Source organism: Acinetobacter sp. P1(2025) (assembly GCF_051390655.1).
Classification (GTDB): Bacteria; Pseudomonadota; Gammaproteobacteria; order Pseudomonadales; family Moraxellaceae; genus Acinetobacter; species Acinetobacter junii.
This window is the reverse complement of record NZ_JBPKBJ010000036.1, coordinates 15,488-38,598: the sequence shown is the minus strand read 5'-3', so window position 1 is coordinate 38,598 and position 23,111 is coordinate 15,488. Positions and strand designations below refer to the sequence as shown.

The 23,111-nt window shown below is 38.6% G+C and carries 22 protein-coding genes; 11 read left to right on the top strand and 11 right to left on the bottom strand.

Annotated features, from left to right (window positions below):
• Window positions 1-596: 596 nt before the first annotated feature.
• Window positions 597-761 (top strand): hypothetical protein, encoded by a 165-nt coding sequence (locus tag ACSC97_RS10695; protein ID WP_436660876.1) that lies wholly within the window; start codon window positions 597-599, stop codon window positions 759-761.
• Window positions 762-816: 55 nt separating this feature from the next.
• Here the strand turns inward: ACSC97_RS10695 and ACSC97_RS10690 are convergent, their stop codons facing one another.
• The 3 genes from ACSC97_RS10690 to ACSC97_RS10680 form a co-directional block, all read right to left on the bottom strand.
• Window positions 817-1,341, bottom strand: coding sequence for a hypothetical protein (locus tag ACSC97_RS10690; RefSeq protein WP_436660874.1), 525 nt, complete (start codon window positions 1,339-1,341; stop codon window positions 817-819).
• A gap of 62 nt (window positions 1,342-1,403) precedes the next feature.
• Window positions 1,404-1,856 carry a protoporphyrinogen oxidase HemJ gene (gene hemJ, locus ACSC97_RS10685; RefSeq protein WP_325801927.1) on the bottom strand — a complete coding sequence of 151 codons (453 nt, stop codon included), beginning with the start codon at window positions 1,854-1,856 and terminating at the stop codon, window positions 1,404-1,406.
• 18 nt (window positions 1,857-1,874) lie between these two features.
• Entirely contained in the window at window positions 1,875-3,104 is a 1,230-nt protein-coding gene (locus ACSC97_RS10680) for a beta-ketoacyl synthase N-terminal-like domain-containing protein (RefSeq protein ID WP_004952669.1), read from the bottom strand.
• A gap of 289 nt (window positions 3,105-3,393) precedes the next feature.
• Here ACSC97_RS10680 and ACSC97_RS10675 point away from each other — a divergent pair, with 289 nt between their 5' ends.
• The 8 genes from ACSC97_RS10675 to rimI all read left to right on the top strand — a co-directional run bounded on the left by ACSC97_RS10675 (window position 3,394) and on the right by rimI (window position 12,255).
• Window positions 3,394-4,746 (top strand): EcsC family protein, encoded by a 1,353-nt coding sequence (locus ACSC97_RS10675; protein WP_436660871.1) that lies wholly within the window; start codon window positions 3,394-3,396, stop codon window positions 4,744-4,746.
• A gap of 169 nt (window positions 4,747-4,915) precedes the next feature.
• Window positions 4,916-5,290, top strand: a complete 375-nt coding sequence (gene rpsL, locus ACSC97_RS10670; RefSeq protein ID WP_004638184.1) for a 30S ribosomal protein S12 — start codon at window positions 4,916-4,918, stop codon at window positions 5,288-5,290.
• 160 nt (window positions 5,291-5,450) lie between these two features.
• The gene (gene rpsG, locus ACSC97_RS10665; RefSeq protein WP_004638185.1) at window positions 5,451-5,921 is read left to right on the top strand and encodes a 30S ribosomal protein S7; all 471 of its coding nucleotides are present in this window, start codon (window positions 5,451-5,453) and stop codon (window positions 5,919-5,921) included.
• A 178-nt stretch (window positions 5,922-6,099) separates the two neighbouring features.
• The gene (gene fusA / locus ACSC97_RS10660) at window positions 6,100-8,238 is read left to right on the top strand and encodes an elongation factor G (RefSeq protein WP_004913954.1); all 2,139 of its coding nucleotides are present in this window, start codon (window positions 6,100-6,102) and stop codon (window positions 8,236-8,238) included.
• Window positions 8,239-8,330: 92 nt separating this feature from the next.
• A complete protein-coding gene (gene tuf, locus ACSC97_RS10655) occupies window positions 8,331-9,521 on the top strand; it encodes an elongation factor Tu (protein ID WP_004913952.1) in 1,191 nt (396 codons plus the stop codon).
• Between the two features lie 203 nt (window positions 9,522-9,724).
• A complete protein-coding gene (locus ACSC97_RS10650) occupies window positions 9,725-10,606 on the top strand; it encodes a metal-dependent hydrolase (protein WP_436660867.1) in 882 nt (293 codons plus the stop codon).
• Between the two features lie 205 nt (window positions 10,607-10,811).
• A complete protein-coding gene (locus ACSC97_RS10645; RefSeq protein ID WP_436660865.1) occupies window positions 10,812-11,696 on the top strand; it encodes a metal-dependent hydrolase in 885 nt (294 codons plus the stop codon).
• A 97-nt stretch (window positions 11,697-11,793) separates the two neighbouring features.
• Window positions 11,794-12,255 carry a ribosomal protein S18-alanine N-acetyltransferase gene (gene rimI / locus ACSC97_RS10640; RefSeq protein ID WP_004913946.1) on the top strand — a complete coding sequence of 154 codons (462 nt, stop codon included), beginning with the start codon at window positions 11,794-11,796 and terminating at the stop codon, window positions 12,253-12,255.
• A 1-nt stretch (window position 12,256) separates the two neighbouring features.
• Here rimI and ACSC97_RS10635 read toward each other — a convergent pair whose 3' ends face one another.
• The 4 genes from ACSC97_RS10635 to trxB form a co-directional block, all read right to left on the bottom strand.
• Window positions 12,257-13,072 (bottom strand): arginyltransferase, encoded by an 816-nt coding sequence (locus ACSC97_RS10635; protein WP_004960069.1) that lies wholly within the window; start codon window positions 13,070-13,072, stop codon window positions 12,257-12,259.
• Between the two features lie 28 nt (window positions 13,073-13,100).
• Entirely contained in the window at window positions 13,101-13,832 is a 732-nt protein-coding gene (gene aat / locus ACSC97_RS10630; protein ID WP_004952680.1) for a leucyl/phenylalanyl-tRNA--protein transferase, read from the bottom strand.
• Window positions 13,833-13,922: 90 nt separating this feature from the next.
• Window positions 13,923-15,479: a class I SAM-dependent methyltransferase gene (locus ACSC97_RS10625; protein ID WP_436660862.1), complete on the bottom strand. Its 1,557-nt coding sequence runs from the start codon at window positions 15,477-15,479 to the stop codon at window positions 13,923-13,925.
• A 111-nt stretch (window positions 15,480-15,590) separates the two neighbouring features.
• Entirely contained in the window at window positions 15,591-16,541 is a 951-nt protein-coding gene (gene trxB, locus ACSC97_RS10620) for a thioredoxin-disulfide reductase (protein ID WP_004952686.1), read from the bottom strand.
• 255 nt (window positions 16,542-16,796) lie between these two features.
• On the opposite strand from trxB, the gene ACSC97_RS10615 reads away from it, so the two are divergent.
• The gene (locus ACSC97_RS10615) at window positions 16,797-19,883 is read left to right on the top strand and encodes a DNA translocase FtsK (protein ID WP_436660859.1); all 3,087 of its coding nucleotides are present in this window, start codon (window positions 16,797-16,799) and stop codon (window positions 19,881-19,883) included.
• 128 nt (window positions 19,884-20,011) lie between these two features.
• Complete coding sequence (gene rhtC / locus ACSC97_RS10610; RefSeq protein ID WP_004960048.1) at window positions 20,012-20,629, top strand: threonine export protein RhtC; 618 nt, start codon at window positions 20,012-20,014, stop codon at window positions 20,627-20,629.
• Between the two features lie 37 nt (window positions 20,630-20,666).
• On the opposite strand, the gene ACSC97_RS10605 is transcribed toward rhtC, so the two are convergent.
• From ACSC97_RS10605 to minC, 4 genes are all read right to left on the bottom strand, one after another.
• Window positions 20,667-20,954, bottom strand: a complete 288-nt coding sequence (locus ACSC97_RS10605; protein ID WP_004952694.1) for a PA4642 family protein — start codon at window positions 20,952-20,954, stop codon at window positions 20,667-20,669.
• Between the two features lie 181 nt (window positions 20,955-21,135).
• Window positions 21,136-21,408 carry a cell division topological specificity factor MinE gene (minE, locus tag ACSC97_RS10600; RefSeq protein ID WP_004663449.1) on the bottom strand — a complete coding sequence of 91 codons (273 nt, stop codon included), beginning with the start codon at window positions 21,406-21,408 and terminating at the stop codon, window positions 21,136-21,138.
• A gap of 2 nt (window positions 21,409-21,410) precedes the next feature.
• Window positions 21,411-22,223 carry a septum site-determining protein MinD gene (minD, locus tag ACSC97_RS10595; protein WP_004913932.1) on the bottom strand — a complete coding sequence of 271 codons (813 nt, stop codon included), beginning with the start codon at window positions 22,221-22,223 and terminating at the stop codon, window positions 21,411-21,413.
• Window positions 22,224-22,288: 65 nt separating this feature from the next.
• Window positions 22,289-23,008 (bottom strand): septum site-determining protein MinC, encoded by a 720-nt coding sequence (minC, locus tag ACSC97_RS10590; RefSeq protein ID WP_112986351.1) that lies wholly within the window; start codon window positions 23,006-23,008, stop codon window positions 22,289-22,291.
• Window positions 23,009-23,111 lie beyond the last annotated feature (103 nt).

The window sequence follows — 23,111 nt, the reverse complement described above, 5'->3', positions numbered from 1 at the left end:
TATAAATGGGTAGAGTACAGGTTGCTGTAGAAGCATGTTTAATTCGTCTAATCACAGATACTTTATAAAGCATTTTAATACTTTTTTGAATCTGTCAATGCGTAAGTCCTAAAAATACAAAAAATTAGAGTTTTCGTAAAATTTAAATCTATCAAAAACATAATTTTATTGAATTGAGTCTTTTTTGACCGTTCGTCGGGAATCCTTTTGCTACACTTGAGTGTACAATTGTGCACTGCTATTATCCTAATTAATGTGAACATCTGTACACTAGATGTAACAGTAAAAATATGCATTTCGCATATAAAAAGAGGAAATAGAAATGTCAGTACTTTTAGTTTTAGTTGTTGCGTCTTGTTCTGCTATCGCAGTAGGTCGTGTGGGAACTATCTTGTTAAACCAAGATGATAAATAAATAGTTTTATAAATAATGGTCTGTTAAGAGAGGTAATGATTATGTCAGTTGTATTTTTTCCAGTAATTGCGTTTGGTTTAGCTGTTGTAGTTGGTCGTATTGGTACTTTAATGTTCCAAGAGCAAGTACAAGAGTCAGAGTAAGTTTGATTAATTAAACTTTTGATGAGAGGTAATAAGTTATGGTGATTCCAACAATCTTATATCCAGTAATTGCTTTTGGATTGGCAATTGGTGTGGGACGTATCGGTACAATTGTTAAAGATGCGATGCGTGTAGATTTTACGACTGAAATGGATGATAGTCATGAACTTAGCTCAGAGAGCAGTAAAAACGCAGCAGCATAGAATTGCTAATGATGTTTCAAGCTGAAAAGCCCTGTAAATAAACGACAGGGCTTTTTTATTTCTGAAGAATAATATTTGGAACTTTTTTTAGAAAAATATCACGTGCGATGTCACCTTGCTGTTCAATGTTATATTCATTGAATTTCTTTCCAACTATAAATTGATATCGATAAGGGTTGTATTGTTTAAAACTTAGATAATAACCAAGTTGCAATATTGCACCTTTTACAATCACATTTGTGTTTTGCTGAAACTGCAGAATATGTGCAAGTTCATGAATGAAGAGACTTTGCAATCCGATTGAATATTTTGAGTAATCTTTACTAAAATTTTTTTGATGAACGTACAGGTTGCCATTTGGTGCTATAAATATGTTTTCAGGTTGCCAAGGTAGATAGGGGATATTGAAAATTTTTACTTCTGAATAATGAATAAGTTCACCAAATACAGATTGAGCAATCGAAATTTCACCATTAGTTAAGCCACGATACTCAAATTCTTGTATGTTGAGAAAGGAAATCAGTTCAGAGATCAGTCGAGATCTTAACCATTCAATACGATGCTTTAGAAGTTTATTCATTTGAGTTCTATAATTGTATTTGATTAAAAATATGACCTCAATTTAAATAAAAAAAGCCCCAGTTAAAACTGAGGCTTTACAACAACGAGAATGACAACTGCAAATAAAATCACTGTTGGCATTTCATTAAAGAAGCGCCAAAACTTATGAGATTTATAATGTGCATTCCCGATAAGTTTCTTTCGGTAATAGCCACATACAAAATGGTAAATGACTAGGAGTCCCACTAAAGCTACTTTAAGATAAAACCATAAGGCTTCATGATAATGGCGAGTGGCATCACCCCAATCCACAAGGAAATGGGCAGTCACAAGCGTGGCAATCATAGATGGCCACATGATGCCGCGATATAACTTACGTTCCATTACTTCAAAGCGTTGATGACTTACAGCATCTTCACTCATCGCATGATAAACATAAAGCCGTGGTAGATAGAACAACGCAGCGAACCAACACACCACAGCAATAATATGTAATGCTTTTACCCACAAGAAAGCATCAGAAGGTGCATCCATCGATAATCCTATGTGGGATTATGCATCCCACTTCTTGAAAATAAGGCAAGCGTTAACACCGCCAAAGCCAAAACTGTTACTCATCACAGTATTCAGTTTTGCATCACGTTTTTCAAGTACAATATCAAAACCTTTCGCGCCTTCATCTAGTTCTGTAACGTTGATGTTCGGTGCGATAAAGTCATTTTGCATCATTAGTACAGAGTAGATTGCTTCCTGTACACCTGCTGCACCCAAACTGTGGCCAGTCATTGATTTGGTTGAGCTTAGTGCAGGTACATTACCTTCACCAAAAGCACGTTCCATTGCTTTTAATTCGGTTACGTCACCCGCAGGTGTTGAAGTCCCGTGAGTATTGACATAGTCGATTTGTTCAATGCCGTGTTGTTTTGCTTCATCAAGTGCCATGAGGATACAGCGCGTAGCACCTTCACCAGATGGAGCAACCATGTCTGCACCGTCACTGTTGGCAGCATAAGCGACTACTTCTGCCAAAATGTTCGCACCACGAGCTTGAGCATGCTCAAGTGATTCAAGAACCACAAAGCCACCACCACCCGCGATCACGAAACCGTCACGGTCAGCTGAATAAGGACGAGATGCTGTTTCTGGTGTATCGTTATATTTAGAACACAATGCACCCATAGCATCAAAAAGTAAGCTTTGAGACCAGTGATCTTCTTCACCACCACCAGCAAGCATTAAATCTTGTTTACCTAATTGAATCAGGTTGTAAGCATAACCAATTGCATCAGCAGAAGTTGCACATGCACTAGTAATAGAGTGAGCAATACCTTGTAGTTTTAATGCAACACCAACGTTTGCAGTAATCGTATTACTCATGTTGCGTGGAACAAAGAAAGGTCCAATTTTACGTGCACCTTTTTCTTCCAGTAATTTAACCATCTCTGCAACAGAAGCAGTTGAGTTACCGCCACTACCACCAGCAATACCGTATCTTGGGTTGTTAGCTAGGTCTTCTTGTTTGAGACCTGCATGTTCAACGGCTGCAATAGCGGCATTGTAAGCATACATCGCACACACGCCCATGAAGCGTTTTAATTTACGATCAATGCCATCAAAATCTTGAACAGCTGCTGCACTCACATGACTTTTGAAATTAAGTTCAGCATAAGTTGGGTTAAAACGTGTCCCAGAGATTCCATTTTTTAGAGAATGAGTAACCTCTTCCAAAGAGTTACCGATACATGAGTTGATGCCCATACCAGTGATTACAACACGTTTCATTTACAGTTCCCTTTTATGGTAATACTAAGCCTTGTACAACATCGCTATAGTTAAAATCAGGAGAAAATAACGATCAAATCGGCTCATGAGTGAATGACACCATGATAGCAGAAAGGTTTTTTATTTCTTATGGCAAATATTATGTCTATTTTCAGTTATGTAAAGATTAGTAAGTTTAGAACGACTTAAGGTGAAAGCTAATGAAATTATACAGATTCAAGTTGAGATAAATCTGTATTCAACCTAGTATTTACCTAGAAATGCACAGATTAAAGAATAGAGGTACTTGATGACAAATTCTAAAAATAAGCAAACTTCAGGTTTATTTGCCCAAGCATTTGGAGTGGCTAAAAAGCTCAGCTCTGAATTGCAAAAACTTCAAGTTGCCCCGATAACCTCTGGTGCGAAACTTTCCAATTCATCTAATATTGTTGAAGGAAATGCGCGTTTCAAAAGTCCATTTGAAGTGGAGAAATATGAAAGCCCTCAACAAATGCTGCGTCAACAACTTCCTAAATTGTCACATCAATTGCTAGGTAAGCATTATACGAAGGTAAATAATGTGGCGACTTTTGTTTCACCTGATTTAGGTGAAAAAGTTTCAGATTATTTATTTCAATGGTTAAATGAATTTAGTTCAAATAGTTCTTTGACTGAAAAGATTCTCGAAGAAGCAGGAGTTAAAGATCTTGCTGAGTTGACACAGGATACTGGGCGCTCGCAACGTTTAAGTCAGGCACTCATTGAGCAAAATAAATTACTTGCAGCTGCTCAGGGATTAATTACTGGTGCTACTGGCGTTTGGGGTGCTGCAATCGATATACCTGCTTCGATTGTTTTGGCATTACGCACGATTTACCAAACTGGTCGCTCTCATGGTTTCGATTTATCTGAAGAGCTTGATCAAGATATTGTGGCCTTTATTTTTAAAGAAATTGATTTAGGTCTTGTCGCAGAAAAACAAACATTATTACTTGCTTTAAAAGCTTTACAATCAATGTTAGACACGCATGATTTGCAACATTTCCAACAGTTATTAGGCTCTAATAATGATGTTGAATTGTTGAAGAAGTGGTTGGTTGATGCTGATGGGCAATTTAAGTGGGGGTGGTTAAATCATATTCCACAAGCTTCCGTGATTGGGAAACTAACACCGATCGCGGGTGCAGTTGTCGGTGGTTTTTATAGCTGGAAACTTCTAGAAGATGTGGGGCATAAATCACAATCAGTTTTTGGGGCGGCGCGATTCTATATAAATGAGCATCCTAATGAAAAGGTTTCTCCATTAGAGGCGTATTACAAAGCTGAAGCATTATTAAGAAAAGCAACTCCGAAACTTTTACAGGCAACAGAACTTGATGTCGCAAGTAAAATAGCTCCAGCCGAAAATCTAAAAAATGATGTTATTACTCATGTAGCTGTTCAGACAAAAGATGAACTCATAGAAAATTCAACAAAAGATGAAAAGGTTGAAGAGAGTATTCAGAAGCTTGCTGAGCAACATGTAACAGAACATGAATATTCTCAACAAAAACCAGCGATTAAAGCGACAGATGGTGATGACACCTTGGCTGATGAGACGGAACAGTTATCCGAACAAAAGACAATAGATATTGAGCCTGCATCAACAAAGCATAGCTAATATATATGTGAAATATAAAAGCATCTAAAAGTTAACAAAAATCTAGAAATGGTCAACACTTGCTTTAGCCTGCAATGTTGACCATTTTTACTTCTTGACTTACAATTGTGTGCCCTTAAAAAGAGGTGCTTTTCTTTTTAAGGTTGTTTAATAACGGGAGAATTGCCAAATGGCAACAACAAATCAGTTGATCCGTAAGGGTCGTACAACTTTGATTGAAAAATCAAAAGTTCCTGCGTTGAAGGCTTGTCCACAACGTCGTGGTGTATGTACACGTGTATATACGACTACTCCTAAAAAACCTAACTCAGCAATGCGTAAGGTTTGCCGTGTTCGCTTAACTTCTGGTTTTGAAGTATCAAGCTATATCGGTGGTGAAGGTCATAACTTACAAGAGCACAGTGTTGTTCTAATCCGTGGTGGTCGTGTTAAAGACTTACCAGGTGTACGTTACCATACCGTTCGTGGTTCTTTAGACTGTGCTGGCGTGAAAGATCGTAACCAGTCACGTTCTAAATACGGTGCTAAACGTCCTAAGAAGTAATTCTAGGCAACCAGCCCAAACAACCCTTTAGCGTTTCGCTTGTTTGAATTCTTCATAGATTTGTAATTCAAGCGACGTATAGTAAGGCCAGCGTAGCGTACATGGCACTTGTACAAACTGCTGGATCATCCTGAAGTGTCATAATATTAGGTGTATTAAAATGCCAAGACGTCGCGTAGTCGCTGCTCGTGAGATCCTTCCAGATCCAAAATTTAGCAGCCAAACAATCGCTAAATTCATGAACCACGTAATGCAAGATGGTAAAAAATCTGTAGCTGAAGGTATCGTTTACGGTGCTTTAGAGCGTGTTCAAGAAAAAAACAAAGTAGACCCAGTTGAATTTTTCGAGACTACTCTTGAAAAAGTTCGTCCTATGGTCGAAGTAAAAGCACGCCGTGTTGGTGGTGCTACTTATCAAGTACCTATGGAAGTACGCCCATCCCGTCGTACTGCCTTAGCAATGCGTTGGTTAGTAGATGCTGCTGCTAAGCGTTCTGAAAAAACGATGGCTTTACGTCTTGCTGGTGAGTTGCTTGATGCAGCTGAAGGTAAAGGTGCAGCGATCAAAAAACGTGAAGACGTGCATCGTATGGCTGAAGCCAACAAAGCCTTCTCTCACTACCGTTTCTAAACGGATAAAACAGTCCCTAATCAGGAGAATATTCATGCGTACAGCAGCTCGATTCAACATCGCTCTTTATCAAAGTGGGAGCTTTGCGGGTATTTAAGTTGCCTGCTTGGATATTCGTGCGCATCAATTTAATTGATGCGTCCTGTTTTAAAGATAACATTTAGGAATGTAAGACATCATGGCTCGCCAAACCCCGATTACTCGTTACCGTAACATTGGTATTTCTGCGCACATTGACGCAGGTAAAACAACTACAACTGAACGTATCTTGTTCTACACAGGTGTATCTCACAAAATTGGTGAAGTACACGACGGTGCAGCAACAATGGACTGGATGGAACAAGAGCAAGAGCGTGGTATTACCATTACTTCTGCTGCTACGACTTGTTTCTGGTCTGGTATGGGCAACCAATTCGAACAACACCGTATCAACGTAATTGATACACCGGGACACGTTGACTTCACAATTGAAGTTGAGCGTTCTATGCGTGTTCTTGACGGTGCGTGCATGGTTTACTGTGCTGTTGGTGGTGTTCAACCTCAGTCTGAAACTGTATGGCGTCAAGCTAACAAATATAAAGTGCCTCGTTTAGCATTCGTGAACAAGATGGACCGTACTGGTGCAAACTTCTTCCGTGCTGTAGAGCAAGTTAAAACTCGTTTAGGTGGTAACCCTGTACCTATCGTTGTACCAATCGGTGCAGAAGATACATTTGCAGGTGTTGTAGATCTTATCGAAATGAAAGCGATTATCTGGGATGAACCATCTCAAGGTATGAAGTTTGAATATGGTGAGATTCCTGCTGACCTAGTTGATACTGCTAACGAATGGCGTACTAACATGGTTGAAGCGGCTGCTGAAGCTTCTGAAGAGTTAATGGATAAGTACCTTGAAGAGGGTGATCTTTCTAAAGAAGACATCGTTGCAGGTTTACGTGCTCGTACATTAGCATCTGAAATCCAAGTGATGCTTTGTGGTTCAGCATTCAAAAACAAAGGTGTTCAACGTATGTTGGATGCTGTGATTGAATTCTTACCATCGCCAACAGAAGTTAAAGCGATCGAAGGTATCCTTGACGATAAAGCTGAAACTAAAGCATCTCGTGAAGCATCTGACGAAGCTCCGTTCTCTGCGCTTGCGTTCAAAATCATGAACGACAAATTCGTTGGTAACTTAACTTTCGTACGTGTTTATTCTGGTGTTCTTAAACAAGGTGACCCAGTATATAACCCAGTTAAGTCTAAGCGTGAACGTATCGGTCGTATCGTGCAAATGCATGCGAATGAGCGTCAAGATCTTGATGAAATCCGTGCAGGTGATATCGCAGCGTGTGTAGGTCTTAAAGACGTTACAACTGGTGATACATTATGTGATGAGAAAAACATCATTACACTTGAGCGTATGGAATTCCCTGAGCCAGTAATTTCATTGGCTGTTGAACCAAAAACTAAAGCTGACCAAGAAAAAATGTCAATTGCTTTAGGTCGTTTGGCGAAAGAAGATCCATCGTTCCGTGTACGTACTGACGAAGAATCTGGTCAAACAATTATTGCTGGTATGGGTGAGCTTCACCTTGACATCATCGTTGACCGTATGAAACGTGAGTTCGGTGTTGAAGCGAATATCGGTAAACCAATGGTTGCTTATCGTGAAACGATTAAGAAAACTGTTGAGCAAGAAGGTAAATTCGTACGTCAAACAGGTGGTAAAGGTAAATTCGGTCATGTATATGTTCGTTTAGAGCCACTTGATGTTGAAGCTGCTGGTAAAGAATACGAATTCGCTGAAGAAGTTGTTGGTGGTGTAGTACCAAAAGAATTCTTCGGTGCAGTTGATAAAGGTATTCAAGAGCGTATGAAGAATGGTGTCTTGGCTGGTTACCCAGTTGTAGGCGTTAAAGCTGTTCTTTTTGACGGTTCTTACCACGATGTCGACTCTGATGAATTGTCGTTCAAAATGGCTGGTTCTTATGCGTTCCGTGATGGTTTCATGAAAGCAGATCCAATTCTTCTTGAACCTATCATGAAAGTTGAAGTAGAAACTCCAGAAGACTACATGGGCGATATCATGGGTGACTTAAACCGTCGTCGTGGTATGGTTCAAGGTATGGACGATCTTCCTGGTGGAACAAAAGCAATTAAAGCAGAAGTTCCATTAGCTGAGATGTTTGGTTACGCTACTCAAATGCGTTCTATGTCTCAAGGTCGTGCTACTTATTCTATGGAATTCGCTAAGTACGCTGAAACTCCACGTAACGTGGCTGAAGGCATCATCGCTAAGTTCCAAGCTGGCGGTAAAAAAGGTGACGACGAGTAATCTTTCGATTACTATATTACCCAACTAAAATTTAGTTAAAAACCAAGCGCTCATGAGCGACCCTCATGAGCAGTTTATAAAGGAAGATCATCATGGCTAAAGCCAAGTTTGAACGTAATAAACCACACGTAAACGTGGGTACAATTGGTCACGTTGACCATGGTAAAACAACTTTAACTGCTGCGATTGCAACAATTTGTGCAAAAACTTACGGCGGTGAAGCGAAAGATTACTCACAAATCGACTCTGCTCCTGAAGAAAAAGCACGTGGTATTACAATTAATACATCACACGTAGAATACGATTCTCCAATCCGTCACTACGCTCACGTAGACTGCCCGGGCCACGCCGATTATGTTAAAAACATGATTACTGGTGCTGCTCAGATGGACGGCGCGATCCTTGTATGTGCTGCGACTGATGGTCCAATGCCACAAACTCGTGAACACATCCTTCTTTCTCGTCAGGTAGGTGTACCTTACATCATCGTATTCTTAAACAAGTGTGACCTTGTTGATGATGAAGAATTACTTGAATTAGTAGAAATGGAAGTTCGTGAACTTCTTTCTACTTATGACTTCCCAGGTGATGACACTCCAATCATCCGTGGTTCAGCTCTTCAAGCATTAAACGGTAACGATGGTCCTTACGGTGAAGCTTCTGTTCTTGCACTTGTAGAAGCGCTTGACTCTTACATCCCAGAACCAGAGCGTGCAATCGATAAAGCATTCTTGATGCCAATCGAAGACGTATTCTCTATCTCTGGTCGTGGTACAGTAGTAACTGGTCGTGTAGAAGCTGGTATCATCAAAGTTGGTGAGTCTGTTGAAATCGTTGGTATCCGTGATACTCAAACGACTACAGTTACTGGCGTTGAAATGTTCCGTAAACTTCTTGACGAAGGTCGTGCGGGTGAGAACTGTGGTATCTTACTTCGTGGTACTAAGCGTGAAGACGTACAACGTGGTCAAGTACTTGCTAAACCAGGTACAATCAAGCCGCACACTAAATTCGATGCAGAAGTATACGTACTTTCTAAAGAAGAAGGTGGTCGTCATACTCCATTCCTTAACGGTTACCGTCCACAGTTCTACTTCCGTACAACTGACGTAACTGGCGCGATCAAATTACAAGATGGCGTAGAAATGGTAATGCCTGGTGACAACGTAGAAATGTCAGTAGAGTTAATCCACCCGATCGCAATGGACCCAGGTCTACGTTTTGCGATCCGTGAAGGTGGTCGTACTGTAGGTGCTGGTGTTGTTGCTAAAGTAACTGCATAATCGCCTAGAGTGATCAAAAAAACACCCCTTATGGGGTGTTTTTTTATATCAATTGTTTGACAATTTTATTGAATAGTGTCCCAAACTGATACTTTGCTGTCCCAAACTGCACTTAATTGATCCATATAAAAACGTAATATAAAACTCAAGAAAACGAACAAAAGTGCTCAGTGAAAAAAGTTCACTGAAAAGGAGTAGGCGGCATGAATGCTAAAGTAAATATTTCAAATCGTGCAGGTGCAAGTTTCCCAGTACGTCGTATGAATTTTGATTTTGATCAAGTACCTGAATACTGGATGAGTGGCTCAGCAGGTCTTACACATTTTATGACTGCATTATCTGCTTTATTTCCAGATGGTGAGAAATTATTTATTGATTCAGTTCGTGCTGTGCGTTATCACCCAGCGATTAAAGAGAATGAAGAGCTGCAAAAAGAGATTAGTGCGTTTATTGGTCAAGAAGCAATGCATACTCAAGAGCATGTTAATTTCAATGCTTCTGCTCAAAAATACGGTCATGATGTAAGAGCCTTAGAACAAATTACAGGTCGTTACATTCAATTTGCCTTAAATAATTTTTCGAAAATCGTAAAACCTTTTGGTATGACACGTGAGATGGTTGATCTCACCGCTACGACTGCCCTAGAGCATTTTACAGCGACGATTGCATCTGAATTATTGCGTAATAAGCATATCCAAGATTTGATGACAGATGACACAATGTCTTATATGTGGTTCTGGCATGCGGTTGAGGAGAATGAGCATAAAGCAGTTGCATATGATGTATATGAGTCTGTTTTTGGCACAGGAATTAAGGCATACGGCTTACGTACAACAGCGCTCGTATTTGCCATGACTTTAATTTTTATTCTTCAGTCATACTTCACTTTACGTTTGCTTAAGCAAGATAAAAAGCTAAATCTTAAAGAGTTGGGAATGATTTATAAGTATGGTTATAGTCCATCAAAAGGGATCATCGCAGGAATGGCAGGAGAAATGCTGGCGTACTTTAAACCACGTTTCCATCCGAATGATTTAGATACAGTTCAATTATTAAAAGATTGGAAATCGAAATTAGGTTTGTAAGCCTTATTTTCTTCAATACTGTTCGTTTTTAAAGGGCATGAATTTGCCCTTTTTCTATTTTAAATATTTTCATAAAAACTTGAAGACATGTCCTAAGATGATGCTTTTATGACCTTATCTGCACTTAATTAAAGCATGATAAACAGCGTATAAAATAAGAATGGATAAAAACAAAGAATGAATTCATCATTAAGGAGAATAAGGTATGAATGCTAAAGTCAATATTTCAAATCGTGCTGGCGCTAGTTTCCCTGTACGTCGAATGGATTTTGAGTTTGGTGATGTGCCTCGATATTGGGCAAATGGTGATGCTGCACTCACGCATTTTATGACTGCTTTATCAGCGCTATTTCCTGAAGGTGAACAATTTTTTGTAAACAGTACTCGTGCGGTTAGAAACGATCCTAAATTAGCTGACCCTCGTTTGCAGAAAGAAATTAGTGCTTTTATTGGTCAAGAAGCGATGCATTCGAAAGAGCATTTAGCGTTCAATGCATCTGCTCAAGCCTATGGTTATGATGTTCGTAAGATGGAAGAGCAAACAGGCAAAGTGATCAATTACGGTGTTAATGTAATCAGTACATTACTTAAACCTTTGGGTTTCAACAAAGAAATGATTGGATTAACTGGAACATGTGCTTTAGAGCATTTTACCTCTACAATTGCTGAGGAATTATTAAGTAATCCAGATATCCAATCGATGTTCATGGATGAGACAATGTATCATTTGTGGATGTGGCATGCTGTTGAAGAAAATGAACATAAAGCTGTTGCCTTTGATGTGTACGAGGCTATGTATGGACAAGGTGCTAAAGCTTATTTTATGAGATCACTAGCACTTGTGATTGCAATGGGTCTGATTTTTATTACCCAATCTTATTTCACTGCAAAACTACTCAAAACTGATGGAAAACTAACATGGCGTGACACGAAATATATGCTGAAGTTTATGTATGGTTATAAAGGTTTTATGACCCGTCAAATACCAACTTTACTGGCGTTCTTAAGACCTAAATTCCATCCAAATGACTACGACACCACTGAATTATTAAATAAATGGCGTGCCGAGTTAGGTTTTAATCCCCACTAAATAAAATGGGCAATCAATCAGATTGCCCATTTTTTTATTTAAATTTGGTTTTAAATTGTCGATAATCTGCCAATTAGGTTTTTGACAAGGTGTTCACGTGATTCGATTGATGCAAGAAAAGGATTTGGATAAAGTTGCTGAGATTGAATGTTTAGTTCAAACACATCCGTGGTCTAAAAAACAATTTCAGGAGTCTTTGCTTTCTTACCAATGCACAGTCTATGAAACTAAAAATCAAATAGTAGGATTCTGTATTTTACAGCCTGTGTTAGATGAAGCTAATTTGTTACTTATGGCGATCCATCCAAGCCAGCAGGGCAAAGGTCTTGGATACGAGTTGTTAGATTATTCAATTCAACTTTTAAAAAATAATCCTATCCAAATTTTTTTAGAAGTACGTCAAAGCAATCATGCTGCAATTCGTTTGTATGAAAAAATGGATTTTCATCAAATAGATTTACGCAAAAATTATTATCCCAATTTGGATGGTACAAAAGAGCATGCTGTGATTATGGTCAAAACATGCACTGATGATTTCGCGTCTTTATTTAAATCCTAAATTATTTAATGATTAGATCATCCCACTCTGAAGGTAGTGTACTCATGAGTGAGTTTCCGAGTTGATGAATTTCTTTCTCAGATAATGGGCGATTGAGTCTACGCCATTGACCATCTAGTAATAGTTCAAGTGGTGTGTATTGTGACTTGTAGTTCATTTTCGCTGAGTGTGGCACCCAATAACCAAGATACAAATAATCAAGATTTAGAGTTTTTACATATTCAATTTGTTTAAGAATGGCATAAACGCCCAAGGAGCGACGTTGTTCATCTGGGTCAAAGAATGTGTAAACCGCAGATAAACCATCATCCATCAAATCACAAGTAGAGACCGCAATTAGTTTTTGGTCTTTCCATAATTCGATAAAAAAACTTTCTGTGCAACTGTGTACGAGAAACTTCTCAAACTGATCATAGTTGGCTGGATACATATCACCATCTGAATGCCGCTCGTTTATATATCTCTCATAAAGCTGATAATGTTGTTCTGTCGCTTGCGAGGTAGGCAAGATATTCATGCTTAAATCTTGATTGCGTTTCCATGCCTTTTTTTGGCTGCTATTCATTTGAAATTCTTGAATAGGGACTCTACATGACAAACATTGACGACATAAATGACATTCTGGGCGATAAACAAAGTCACCACTGCGACGAAAACCAACACGTGACAGTTCGGATAATGTCACCACATCAATGCGATGAATTGGATCTAAGAACACCATTCGAGCTGATTTGTTATCGAGGTAACTGCAGTCGTGTGGTGGAGTAATATAATACTGTAAGTCATTTAAAAGGGACTTGGGTTGGTATGATTTCATTAATCTGTCCCTCCAAGGTGTTAATCCGTTAACCGTCTAATTTTGAAAAAAGAGCTATTGTTTTACTTGAAAATACACGTTCTTGATAACTTTTCCAATTGATAGAGGGGGTAATAATTACATCTTGTAACGATTTTAAATAGGCTTGGCGAGAAAGTGTACGTGCTCCAAGACTTAAAAGGTGATCGTTGACCAATTGGCAATCGATCCAAGGCAGTTGATTTTCCTGTCCAATTAACATCAGTGTATAGAATGCCATTTTAGAGACATCTGTTTCGGTGCTAAACATCGACTCACCAAAACATCCTTTACCAATAGTGACACCATACAAACCGCCTACAAGCTGTTCACTATTCCAGACTTCGACACTATAGGCATATCCTGCTTTAAATAGAGCTGAATATCCTTCAATTATATCTTCACTAATCCATGTCTCATTTGCATAACTTCGTGGTAACGAACAGGCACGAATGACTTGTTCAAATGCATGATTAATCGTAATTCGATAATCATGTTTTTTCATATTTCGTAGTAAGGACTTGCTAGGTTTATATGCTTGTGGTTCGATAATGCAACGTGGTTCAGGACTCCACCAACAGATAGGTTCATCTTCGTTGAACCATGGAAATAATCCATGTGTGTAGGCTTCAAATAATGTAGACGGTGAAAGATCTGCACCAATACAGATGAAACCATGTCCCTCAGGGTCTGCTTCAATAGGATCAGGAAAAATATATTGAGAGGGTGGAAGTTGATGCATAATAAAATGAATATGGAAAGGATTCAGATTAAACTAATCTAAGAAAGGTCGAATGGCAAATCTAGTACTTCGCCATTCGATCATCAATATTTATTTAAATAAACGCAATTGTTTCGCGATTTCCAACTTCTTACTTTCTAAAAATATTTGGGCTTTAGATTGGATAATTTCAATGCTTTTAACTTGATCTGAAACCGTTTGACCATCTTTATCTAAAACTAACCACCCAAGCTGTTGGATGACATCTTGCACATAGTAAGCAAAATCTGTTGCAGTCGTTAAACCCTCTATAAAGTGAGCGCGATAAAATAATTGATGAAAATGTTCAGTCGGTATACCAATGCCTGTGATTGGACTAATTAAAACGCCATAGTTTTGATGAAAACTCGCTTGTTTTAAAATGTAATGATTCAGATTATGGCAATGCTCTAACATTTTTTGAGATGGTTCATTATTTTGACATGGTTGAGCTAGTCCAAGATGGCACAGGATAACGAGCGCATTTAAGATTTTTGCATAGTGAAGCTCGGGAAAACTAGCTTCTAAATCTGCAATAGTGAGCGGTTGATAGTTAACTTCAGCAAATCGATTGCCAATTGGTTGATAAATTTCCTCTATCAAATTGAATGTCCCCAATAGTCCTGTAATGCTACTCGGTAATTGCTCTTTGGCTGTTAGAAGCACAAATGCTGTTTTTCGGAGTTTTGCTTGGACTTGTAATGGGGTTAAATTATTCTTGCCTCGAATAAATAAATCCCGTCTAAATTGTGTGTTGGCAAAATAATCTCGGCACTGTTCTTTGAAAATCGGGTGTTCAATCGCATTTAGAAATTGCTGATGTTCTTCTGAAAAATTAATGTTATCTAGATGCGTTCCTAAGTCTGTAGACCCAGCATAAGATAATTTAATTTCATCTAGGATTCTGACTACTTGCTGAAATGAAAAGCATTGCCAATCTTGATTCAAATATTCATGAATTAAGTAATTTGGATTTTGTTGTTTGAGATCGATTACTTTTTGCAAAGCATTGGGATTTCTTTGAGCAAAGATTGGATTTTGTTTAAGTAGTTCTTCGCTAAAATTTAATGCTTCATTTACTTTTTGCAGTGGGTTTGTACTTTTGCTATTAAATTTAAAATGGCTATGAAATAACTCGCGTATAGGCATATTGGCAGCCCAACCCGTCACGCAGTTATAACTGATATAGACAATACCATTGGGTTTTAAATATTTGCGAATGAATTTCAAAATGATGTGTTGGTTTTCATAGCTTATCCAGCTCCATATTCCATGTAGGCTAATTGAATCAAACATGGGTAAATCATTTCGATTTAATAATTCTTCAAAGCTATCATCAAAAAAATACGGTTTAGTTTGGCTATGTTGTGCTAATTGGTTGGCATGAGCTGCATGTGCAGGGTTAAAGTCCGTACCGTAAAAATTGGCATCAGTACTTGCTGCATGTATGTTGATGCTGACACCTTGCCCAAAGCCAAGTTCACAATGTGTTTGATTTGTCTGAATATCTGGACTATCTATCCCATTTAAAAGTAAGCAGAATTTTTGGAAGTTAGGGCTAAGATCACGATAATACCCATAGGTGTAATTGACTTCAGTTTGGTAGCCATTGGTCCATGTTGTTGTCATGTATTCATCCAAAATATAATTGTTGTTAAATAAAGCCATGTTTTTGATTGTATATATCATTTAACAAAAAAAGCCACCATAAAGATGGTGGCTTTTTAAACTTAATGTAAATTAGTTTAAATTATCAAGATACTTCTCAGCATCTAATGCTGCCATACAGCCTGAACCTGCTGAGGTAATCGCTTGACGATAGATACTATCAGCTACGTCACCAGCAGCAAAGACGCCTTCAATTGATGCTGCTGTTGCATTACCCGAAGTGCCACTTTGAACTTGAATATAACCATCACGTAAGTTCAATTGACCTTCAAACATATCTGTATTTGGTTTGTGTCCAATCGCAACAAATAGACCTTGTACTTGAACATCTTGTGTACTTGAATCTTGGGTAGATTTGATACGTACAGATGTTACACCAGTATTATCACCCAATACTTCATCGACTTGATGGTTCCAAATGATGCTGATCTTACCTTCTTTTTCTTTCGCAAAAAGATGATCTTGCAGAATCTTTTCAGAGCGCAAGCTGTCACGACGGTGAACTAATGTGACATGAGCTGCGATATTTGAAAGATAAAGTGCTTCTTCAACTGCAGTGTTACCACCACCCACAACCATGACATTTTGGTTCTTATAGAAGAAACCATCACATGTAGCACAAGCGCTTACACCTTGTCCCATGAATGCTGCTTCTGATTCAAGACCTAAATACTGAGCTGTCGCACCAGTTGCAATAATGAGAGCATCACATGTGTATTCTTCCATATCGCCTTTTAAAACAAACGGGCGTGTTTTTAAATCAACTTCATTGATATGGTCATATACGATTTCTGTACCAAAACGTTCAGCATGGGCTTGCATACGCTCCATAAGTACAGGACCAGTTAATCCTTCAGGGTCACCAGGCCAGTTATCAACTTCAGTCGTCGTTGTTAATTGACCACCGAGTTGTAAGCCAGCAATGAGTGTTGGTTTAAGGTTTGCACGCGCTGCATAAACTGCTGCACTGTAACCCGCAGGACCAGAACCCAAAATAATTAACCGTGAGTGACGAGCGCTCATTAAAGAACATCCTTTTTATATTGAAAATGCTAAAATTATACGTGAATCCGTAGGGGAGTGGGCTAAATCGATGATGATAATATTGATTAACTCAATCGAATTGCGCTATATCCGATCAGGATGTTAACAACAACAGTAAACAATCGTGCATCTTTTTTGTAAGAACACGTGCATAATATTAGACTTATTGATTAGGGTTGTTTAGACCTTAAATAATAGACAAACAAATAACGAAATTGGGTTACAGGACTGTATATGACTGCGGTGTCAAGTGTTTATGCACAACGCTTTTTAATGACATTATTTTTGATTTCTTTTGGCATTTATCTATTTCTTGCCACAGTAACCTATACTCCATTTGACCCAGGTTGGATGCATATATCTAGTGATACCCAACAGGTTTCAAATGCGAGCGGTGTTGCAGGTGCTTGGATCGCAGATTTGTTATTTGGATTCTTAGGATGGGCGAGTTTGCTGCTCCCGATTTTTTTGTTTATTGAAGCAATCCAAGTATGGTGGCCAAGAAGTTTCCTGAACCGTCCGTTTCGTTATGCGGCACAATTCTTTCTCGTGTTATCTGTGGCGAGTTTGTTCTATCTGCATTGGAATACTCCTGCGGATACTCTAGATAATGCAGCTGGTGGAATTATTGGTTATGAGTTGGGACAAAGTCTAACTGGCTTGCTGACAATATATGGTGCAACGTTATTTTTACTCGCATTCAGTATTTTATTATTAACTTTAGCCTTTGGAATCCAATGGGATAAAACATGGATTACTCTAAAGAAAACACCCGCATATTTGCAGGATCTATTTTATAAGAATGTACCTCAACAAGAGTCAGCGTATGATCGTACTGAACAAATTACGATGACTGAAACACCGTTAAAAACCAATGCTCAGACTTCTGCTACTGTAGGTACAGAACCAGTATTAGCCAATCATTCTACTCACGATATTATAAACCAAGAGACTCAAACTAAATTTGATGATTCTCATCATCAGGTATTGGCTGAGCGATTATTTGCCGATGTGGCCGCAAAAGAACAACAACGCATGAATGTCCAAGAATCAAAACCAGAGGACGATTTCGAGCAAACATTAAAACGTGCGCACCAATTCGAAGCTGAAAGTCAAAGACTCATACAAACTGGTGAGGTTTGGCGTGCACTGCAACATGATGAACAAAGCCATAAACAAGAAATAGATGCTTTACTGAAAGCAGCAGATGATCGTAACGAGCTTGATGATCATCAGATGTTAAATACATCATCACATTCTAATGTTGTTCAGAAAACTAATCATCGTGATTTAGATTGGAATGATGATGAAATTTTTGATGAATTACTCGCTGCTGTTCCAAATAGCAAAACAGCGACAGATGTTCATACACCATTCAATCAAGAGTTGCAGACTTCTTCATTGCAACAAAAACAACAGTTTGAGGTGGATGAAGATATTGATGAATTTGAATTCGCTGTAAAGCCAGAGAATACTGTAGTCGTTGAAGAAAATATCCATTCTCCGATCAGTGCTCATGATGAGGTGAAACAAACTCAGAAATCTGAATTTGATGACTTCGATGATTTATTGATAGACGAAGATGAGTTTAAGACACCTTCGACAAGCACAAGTTATGCACAGTCATCTGCCTTCGTAAAAGCACCAATTGAAGTTGAAGCACCTAAAGAAACATTATCTAAGGAAGCATTCATCGAGGCATGGCAGGAAACAGCTGGTAAAACAGAACCAGAATTAGAAATCGATTTGGATGATGATTTTGATCTAGATGCTCCTTTAACTGATGCTTTCGGACGACCAATGTCACGAGCAATGCAAGTTGCCCAAAAGCGACGTGACTTACCTACCTTGCCTGGTTTGGAGTTATTAGATCGTGTTGATCCAAATAAGAAAGTGAATTTTACAGCTGATCAATTGGCTAGATTATCTGAATTGCTTGAGATCAAACTGCAAGAATTTAATGTCAAAGCACAAGTGGTGGAAGCACAGCCTGGACCAGTAGTGACACGTTTTGAACTTGATCTTGCACCAGGTGTTAAAGCATCAAAAGTTACTAATATTTCACGCGATCTAGCGCGCTCAATGTCGATGGCTTCCGTACGTGTTGTTGAGGTTATTCCTGGTAAACCATATATCGGGATTGAAGTACCTAATAGTTCTCGTGAAATGGTGCGCTTGATCGAATTATTGGAAACCCCAACTTATCGTGATCCAAATAACTTGATCAGTATGGCGATGGGTAAAGATATTTCAGGAAATCCAGTACTGACTGATTTAGCCAAAGCACCACATATGCTCGTAGCGGGAACAACAGGTTCAGGTAAATCGGTTGCAGTAAACTCGATGATTTTATCGATGTTATTAAAGTATACCCCTGATCAATTACGCTTAATTTTGATCGATCCAAAACAACTTGAGTTGGCAAACTATAGTGATATTCCTCACTTATTGACACCTGTAGTAACAGACATGAAGGATGCTGTTAGCGCCTTAAATTGGTGTGTAAATGAGATGGAGCGTCGTTATAAGTTGATGTCATTCTTGAAGATTCGTAAATTAAGTGACTATAACCGTAAAGTTGAAGAAGCGATTGCAAATGGTGAGGATTTAATTGATCCGACGTGGAAACCTAGTGATTCAGCGACTCAAGAAAGAGCACCTCGATTAACACCATTACCTTCGATTGTTATTGTTGCCGATGAATTTGCAGACATGATCATGCAGGTGGGTAAAAAAGCTGAAGAAATGATTACGCGTTTAGCGCAGAAATCACGTGCCGCTGGGATTCATCTTTTACTTGCGACACAACGTCCATCTGTCGATGTTATTACAGGTCTCATTAAAGCCAACATTCCAACGCGTGTGGCTTTACGTGTGAACAGTAAGATCGATTCACGTACCATCCTTGATGCTGGTGGTGCAGAGGACTTACTTGGACATGGTGATATGTTATTCCTTGGACCAGGTAAAATCGAGCCTGAGCGTGTTCACGGTGCATTTATCAGTGATGATGAAGTGAACCGTATATGTGATGCTTGGCGTGAACGTGGTGAGCCAAATTATGTGGATGAAATCTTGACGCCGTTCGATGAAGAACCTACATCACGTGGTTTTGAAGATGGCGATGGTGATCCTAGTCGGGATGCTCTATATGACCAATGTGTTTCTTTTGTTTTGGAAACCCGAAAAGCCTCAACTTCATCACTTCAACGTAAATTTAGTTTAGGTTATAACCGAGCTGCACGAATTATCGATCAAATGGAAGAGAATGGAATTGTGAGCTCAATGGGAGCAAACGGAAAACGAGATATTTTGGTTTAAACTAAATGATCATTTAAAAGAGCCTCAATTTCGAGGCTTTTTTATTTTCATTTTTATAGATTAAATATGGTAAAAATCACGTTTTTTAATTAAGCTGATAGACCATCGTCTCAGCATCGAGATCAGTTATGTTCATCGCTTTAAGTACACTCATTTTCATTCATTTTTGTGCATTGATTACACCTGGTCCAGATTTTTTCCTTGTGTCGCAAACAGCAGTAAGTCGTTCACGTAAAGATGCTGTATTAGTTGCAGTTGGGATATGCATGGGCGCGATGCTGTGGTCTTTGTTGGCATTAATGGGGCTGAATATCATTTTTGAGAAAATGGCTTGGCTTAAACAAGGACTTTTGATTGCTGGTGGTTTATATCTGTGTTGGCTCGGTTATCAGATGCTGCGTTCAGCATTTTCTAAACAAAAGCAGGAAATCAAACAAATTACCTTACCTCAATCAGCATGGTTGTTTTTTATAAAAGGTTTGCTCACTAATTTATCCAATCCTAAAGCAGTCATTTATTTTGGTAGTGTGTTCTCGCTCTTTCTTGCTAATCCACTTTTTGATCAACATCATTTCTTATTGTTTATCATAATAGCTGTTGAAACATTGGTATGGTTTTTACTTGTGGCTTTTGTATTTTCGCTACCTACATTCAGAAATGCTTACCAGAACTTTGCTAAATGGATTGATGGTATTTCTGGTGGGATCTTTACTTTGCTCGGTGTTTATTTGATTGGAAGCCGATAACAGAAAAATCAAAGCCTGCTTGAAGCAGGCTTTTTTATTATGCAAATTTCGCTAGGACTTCTAAGAATCCATCTTTTTGACGAGGAAATTGTGCAATTACATCATGAATGCGTTGCCCTTCAGGGTTGGTTGCGTTCAAGTCGCGACCATCTGCTAAGAATTTAGTAATTAATCGTTCGTAATCATTTGGGCGCATATGTTTAAACGCATGATATAGAACGTGAAAGTCAGCATTTACGCCTGCTGGAGGAAGTTGGTTGAGGTAGGCAAAAACACGCTCATCTGACCATTCTTCATTGAAAGTTGCTGGCTGTGATAATGCCATGACAATCTCCTGAATTTAAAAATAATAAAGGCAAAATACGATGCAGGATCAGAAAAGCGTTAATTCTCTCAATTTATTCGAAAAAAGTATTTCAAAACAACTGTGAAAATAAAACTCAAACTTTTCAAATTCTGTTGTGTATTTTGCCTTTATTTACAAAAAATCGCTAATTGAAAAACTTCTATCGATCTTCAGGTAAATTGATATTCATTTCCAACATTTCGATGTTAGCTTCTGAACGAACTTGCATTTGGATATGTTGTTCGTCTACACCACGAACATAACGACTTACCACTTGCATGATCTCTTTTTTCATTTGATCAATTTTGTCTTGGCTTAAACGACGACCAAGACCTTGTTCAGACGCAACAATAACTTTTAAGCGATCTTTGGCAGTTTGAGCACTTGATGGTTTTTCATCACTGCTAAAAAGTTTACTCCAGAATCCTGCCATAATTACGCTCCAAATAGTCTAGCTAACCAACCTTTTGGCTGTACTGTGATGTGTCGATATGGACGATCCTCACCAAGGAAACGAGCAACTAAATCATCATACGCTTGTCCTGCTTTTGCTTCAGAGTACAAAATAACAGGTTTACCTTCGTTTGATGCTTGAAGTACGCTTGGACATTCAGGTACAACACCTAGTGTTGGTACACGTAAAATGTCTTTTGAAATATCGTCAATCGTGAGCATTTCTTGTTTATCTGCTCGTTCAGGATTGAAGCGAGTAATACAAAGATGCTTACGAATACGTCCTTCGTTTTGCTCAACTTTTTTAGTTTTGCTGTCTAACATTCCGATGATACGGTCAGAGTCACGAACAGATGAAATTTCAGGGTTTGTTACGATGATTGCTTCATCAGCATGATACATCGCAAGGATAGCGCCACGCTCAATACCTGCTGGAGAATCACAAATGATGTAGTCAAACTCTTGAGAAAGTTCATCAATAACTCGTGCAACACCTTCATCACTCAAGGCATCTTTATCACGTGTTTGTGATGCAGGAAGAATATATAAGTTTTCAATATCTTTATCACGGATCAGTGCTTGCTGTAAGCGAGCTTCATTATTGATGACATTGACAAAGTCATAGACTACACGACGTTCACAACCCATAATCAAGTCAAGATTACGCAAACCCACATCGAAATCAATCACAACAGTTTTATGACCACGTAGGGCTAAACCTGTTGCAAAAGATGCACTTGTTGTAGTTTTACCTACACCACCTTTGCCTGACGTTACGACAACAATTTTGGCCACCGAATCCACTCCTATTTATGGTCATACGCCCCTAAAAGGGCTTTTTTGGTGTTTAATGTGATAACTTAAAACTGCAAGGCTTCAAATTCAAGCTCTTGCTTGTTATTTAAATAAATATGTACAGGCTTTTTGATCATATCTTTAGGAATATCATCTGCTACACAATAAGTGCCCGCAATAGAAATTAATTCTGCTTCAAGCGAATTGCAAAAAATTCGTGCGGACATATGTCCACCCACACCAGCAATGACTCTACCACGAGCATTCCCGTAGATGTGAATATTTCCAGATGCAATTACTTCAGAACCACTATTCATGCCAGCATTCAAGATAATATCACCCTGATCTTGCACTAAACATTGTCCAGTTCGCAAAATTTCATCATGATATGAGGTGATATGCGGACTTGATGTAGCTTTTTGTGGTATTTCTTTTGCAGCCTGATCTGCTGGTTTTTCGACTACATGTTCGATGACTTGTTCTTTAGATGCTTTGATCCGCTGTAAAGGTTGATCTGCGGGCAATACAGGGAATTGGATTGCACGTGCTTCATCACCTAAGATTCCATCGATTACAGCCATAGGCTGTAAACCAATATCAATTAGTAGCTGTATAAGAGCAATCAATTCTTGTTCAACGGTACTGTCTAGAATGACTAAAGTTCCTAAATAGGAACCTTCGTTTAGTGTGCTAGTTAGTTGCTGTCGGATTGCATTGTGGTCATTTGTGTCGAACGTGAGTCGACTAAAATTCACCATTCTGCCCGTAATCCGTATGTCAGCCATAATTTATCCTTCAGGGCTTTTTAAGCACTCTATTGTGTTTAAGCATGTTGTAAATAAAAGCAAATGCTAGAACAAATTACACGAATTCTCTAGCTTGATTAGT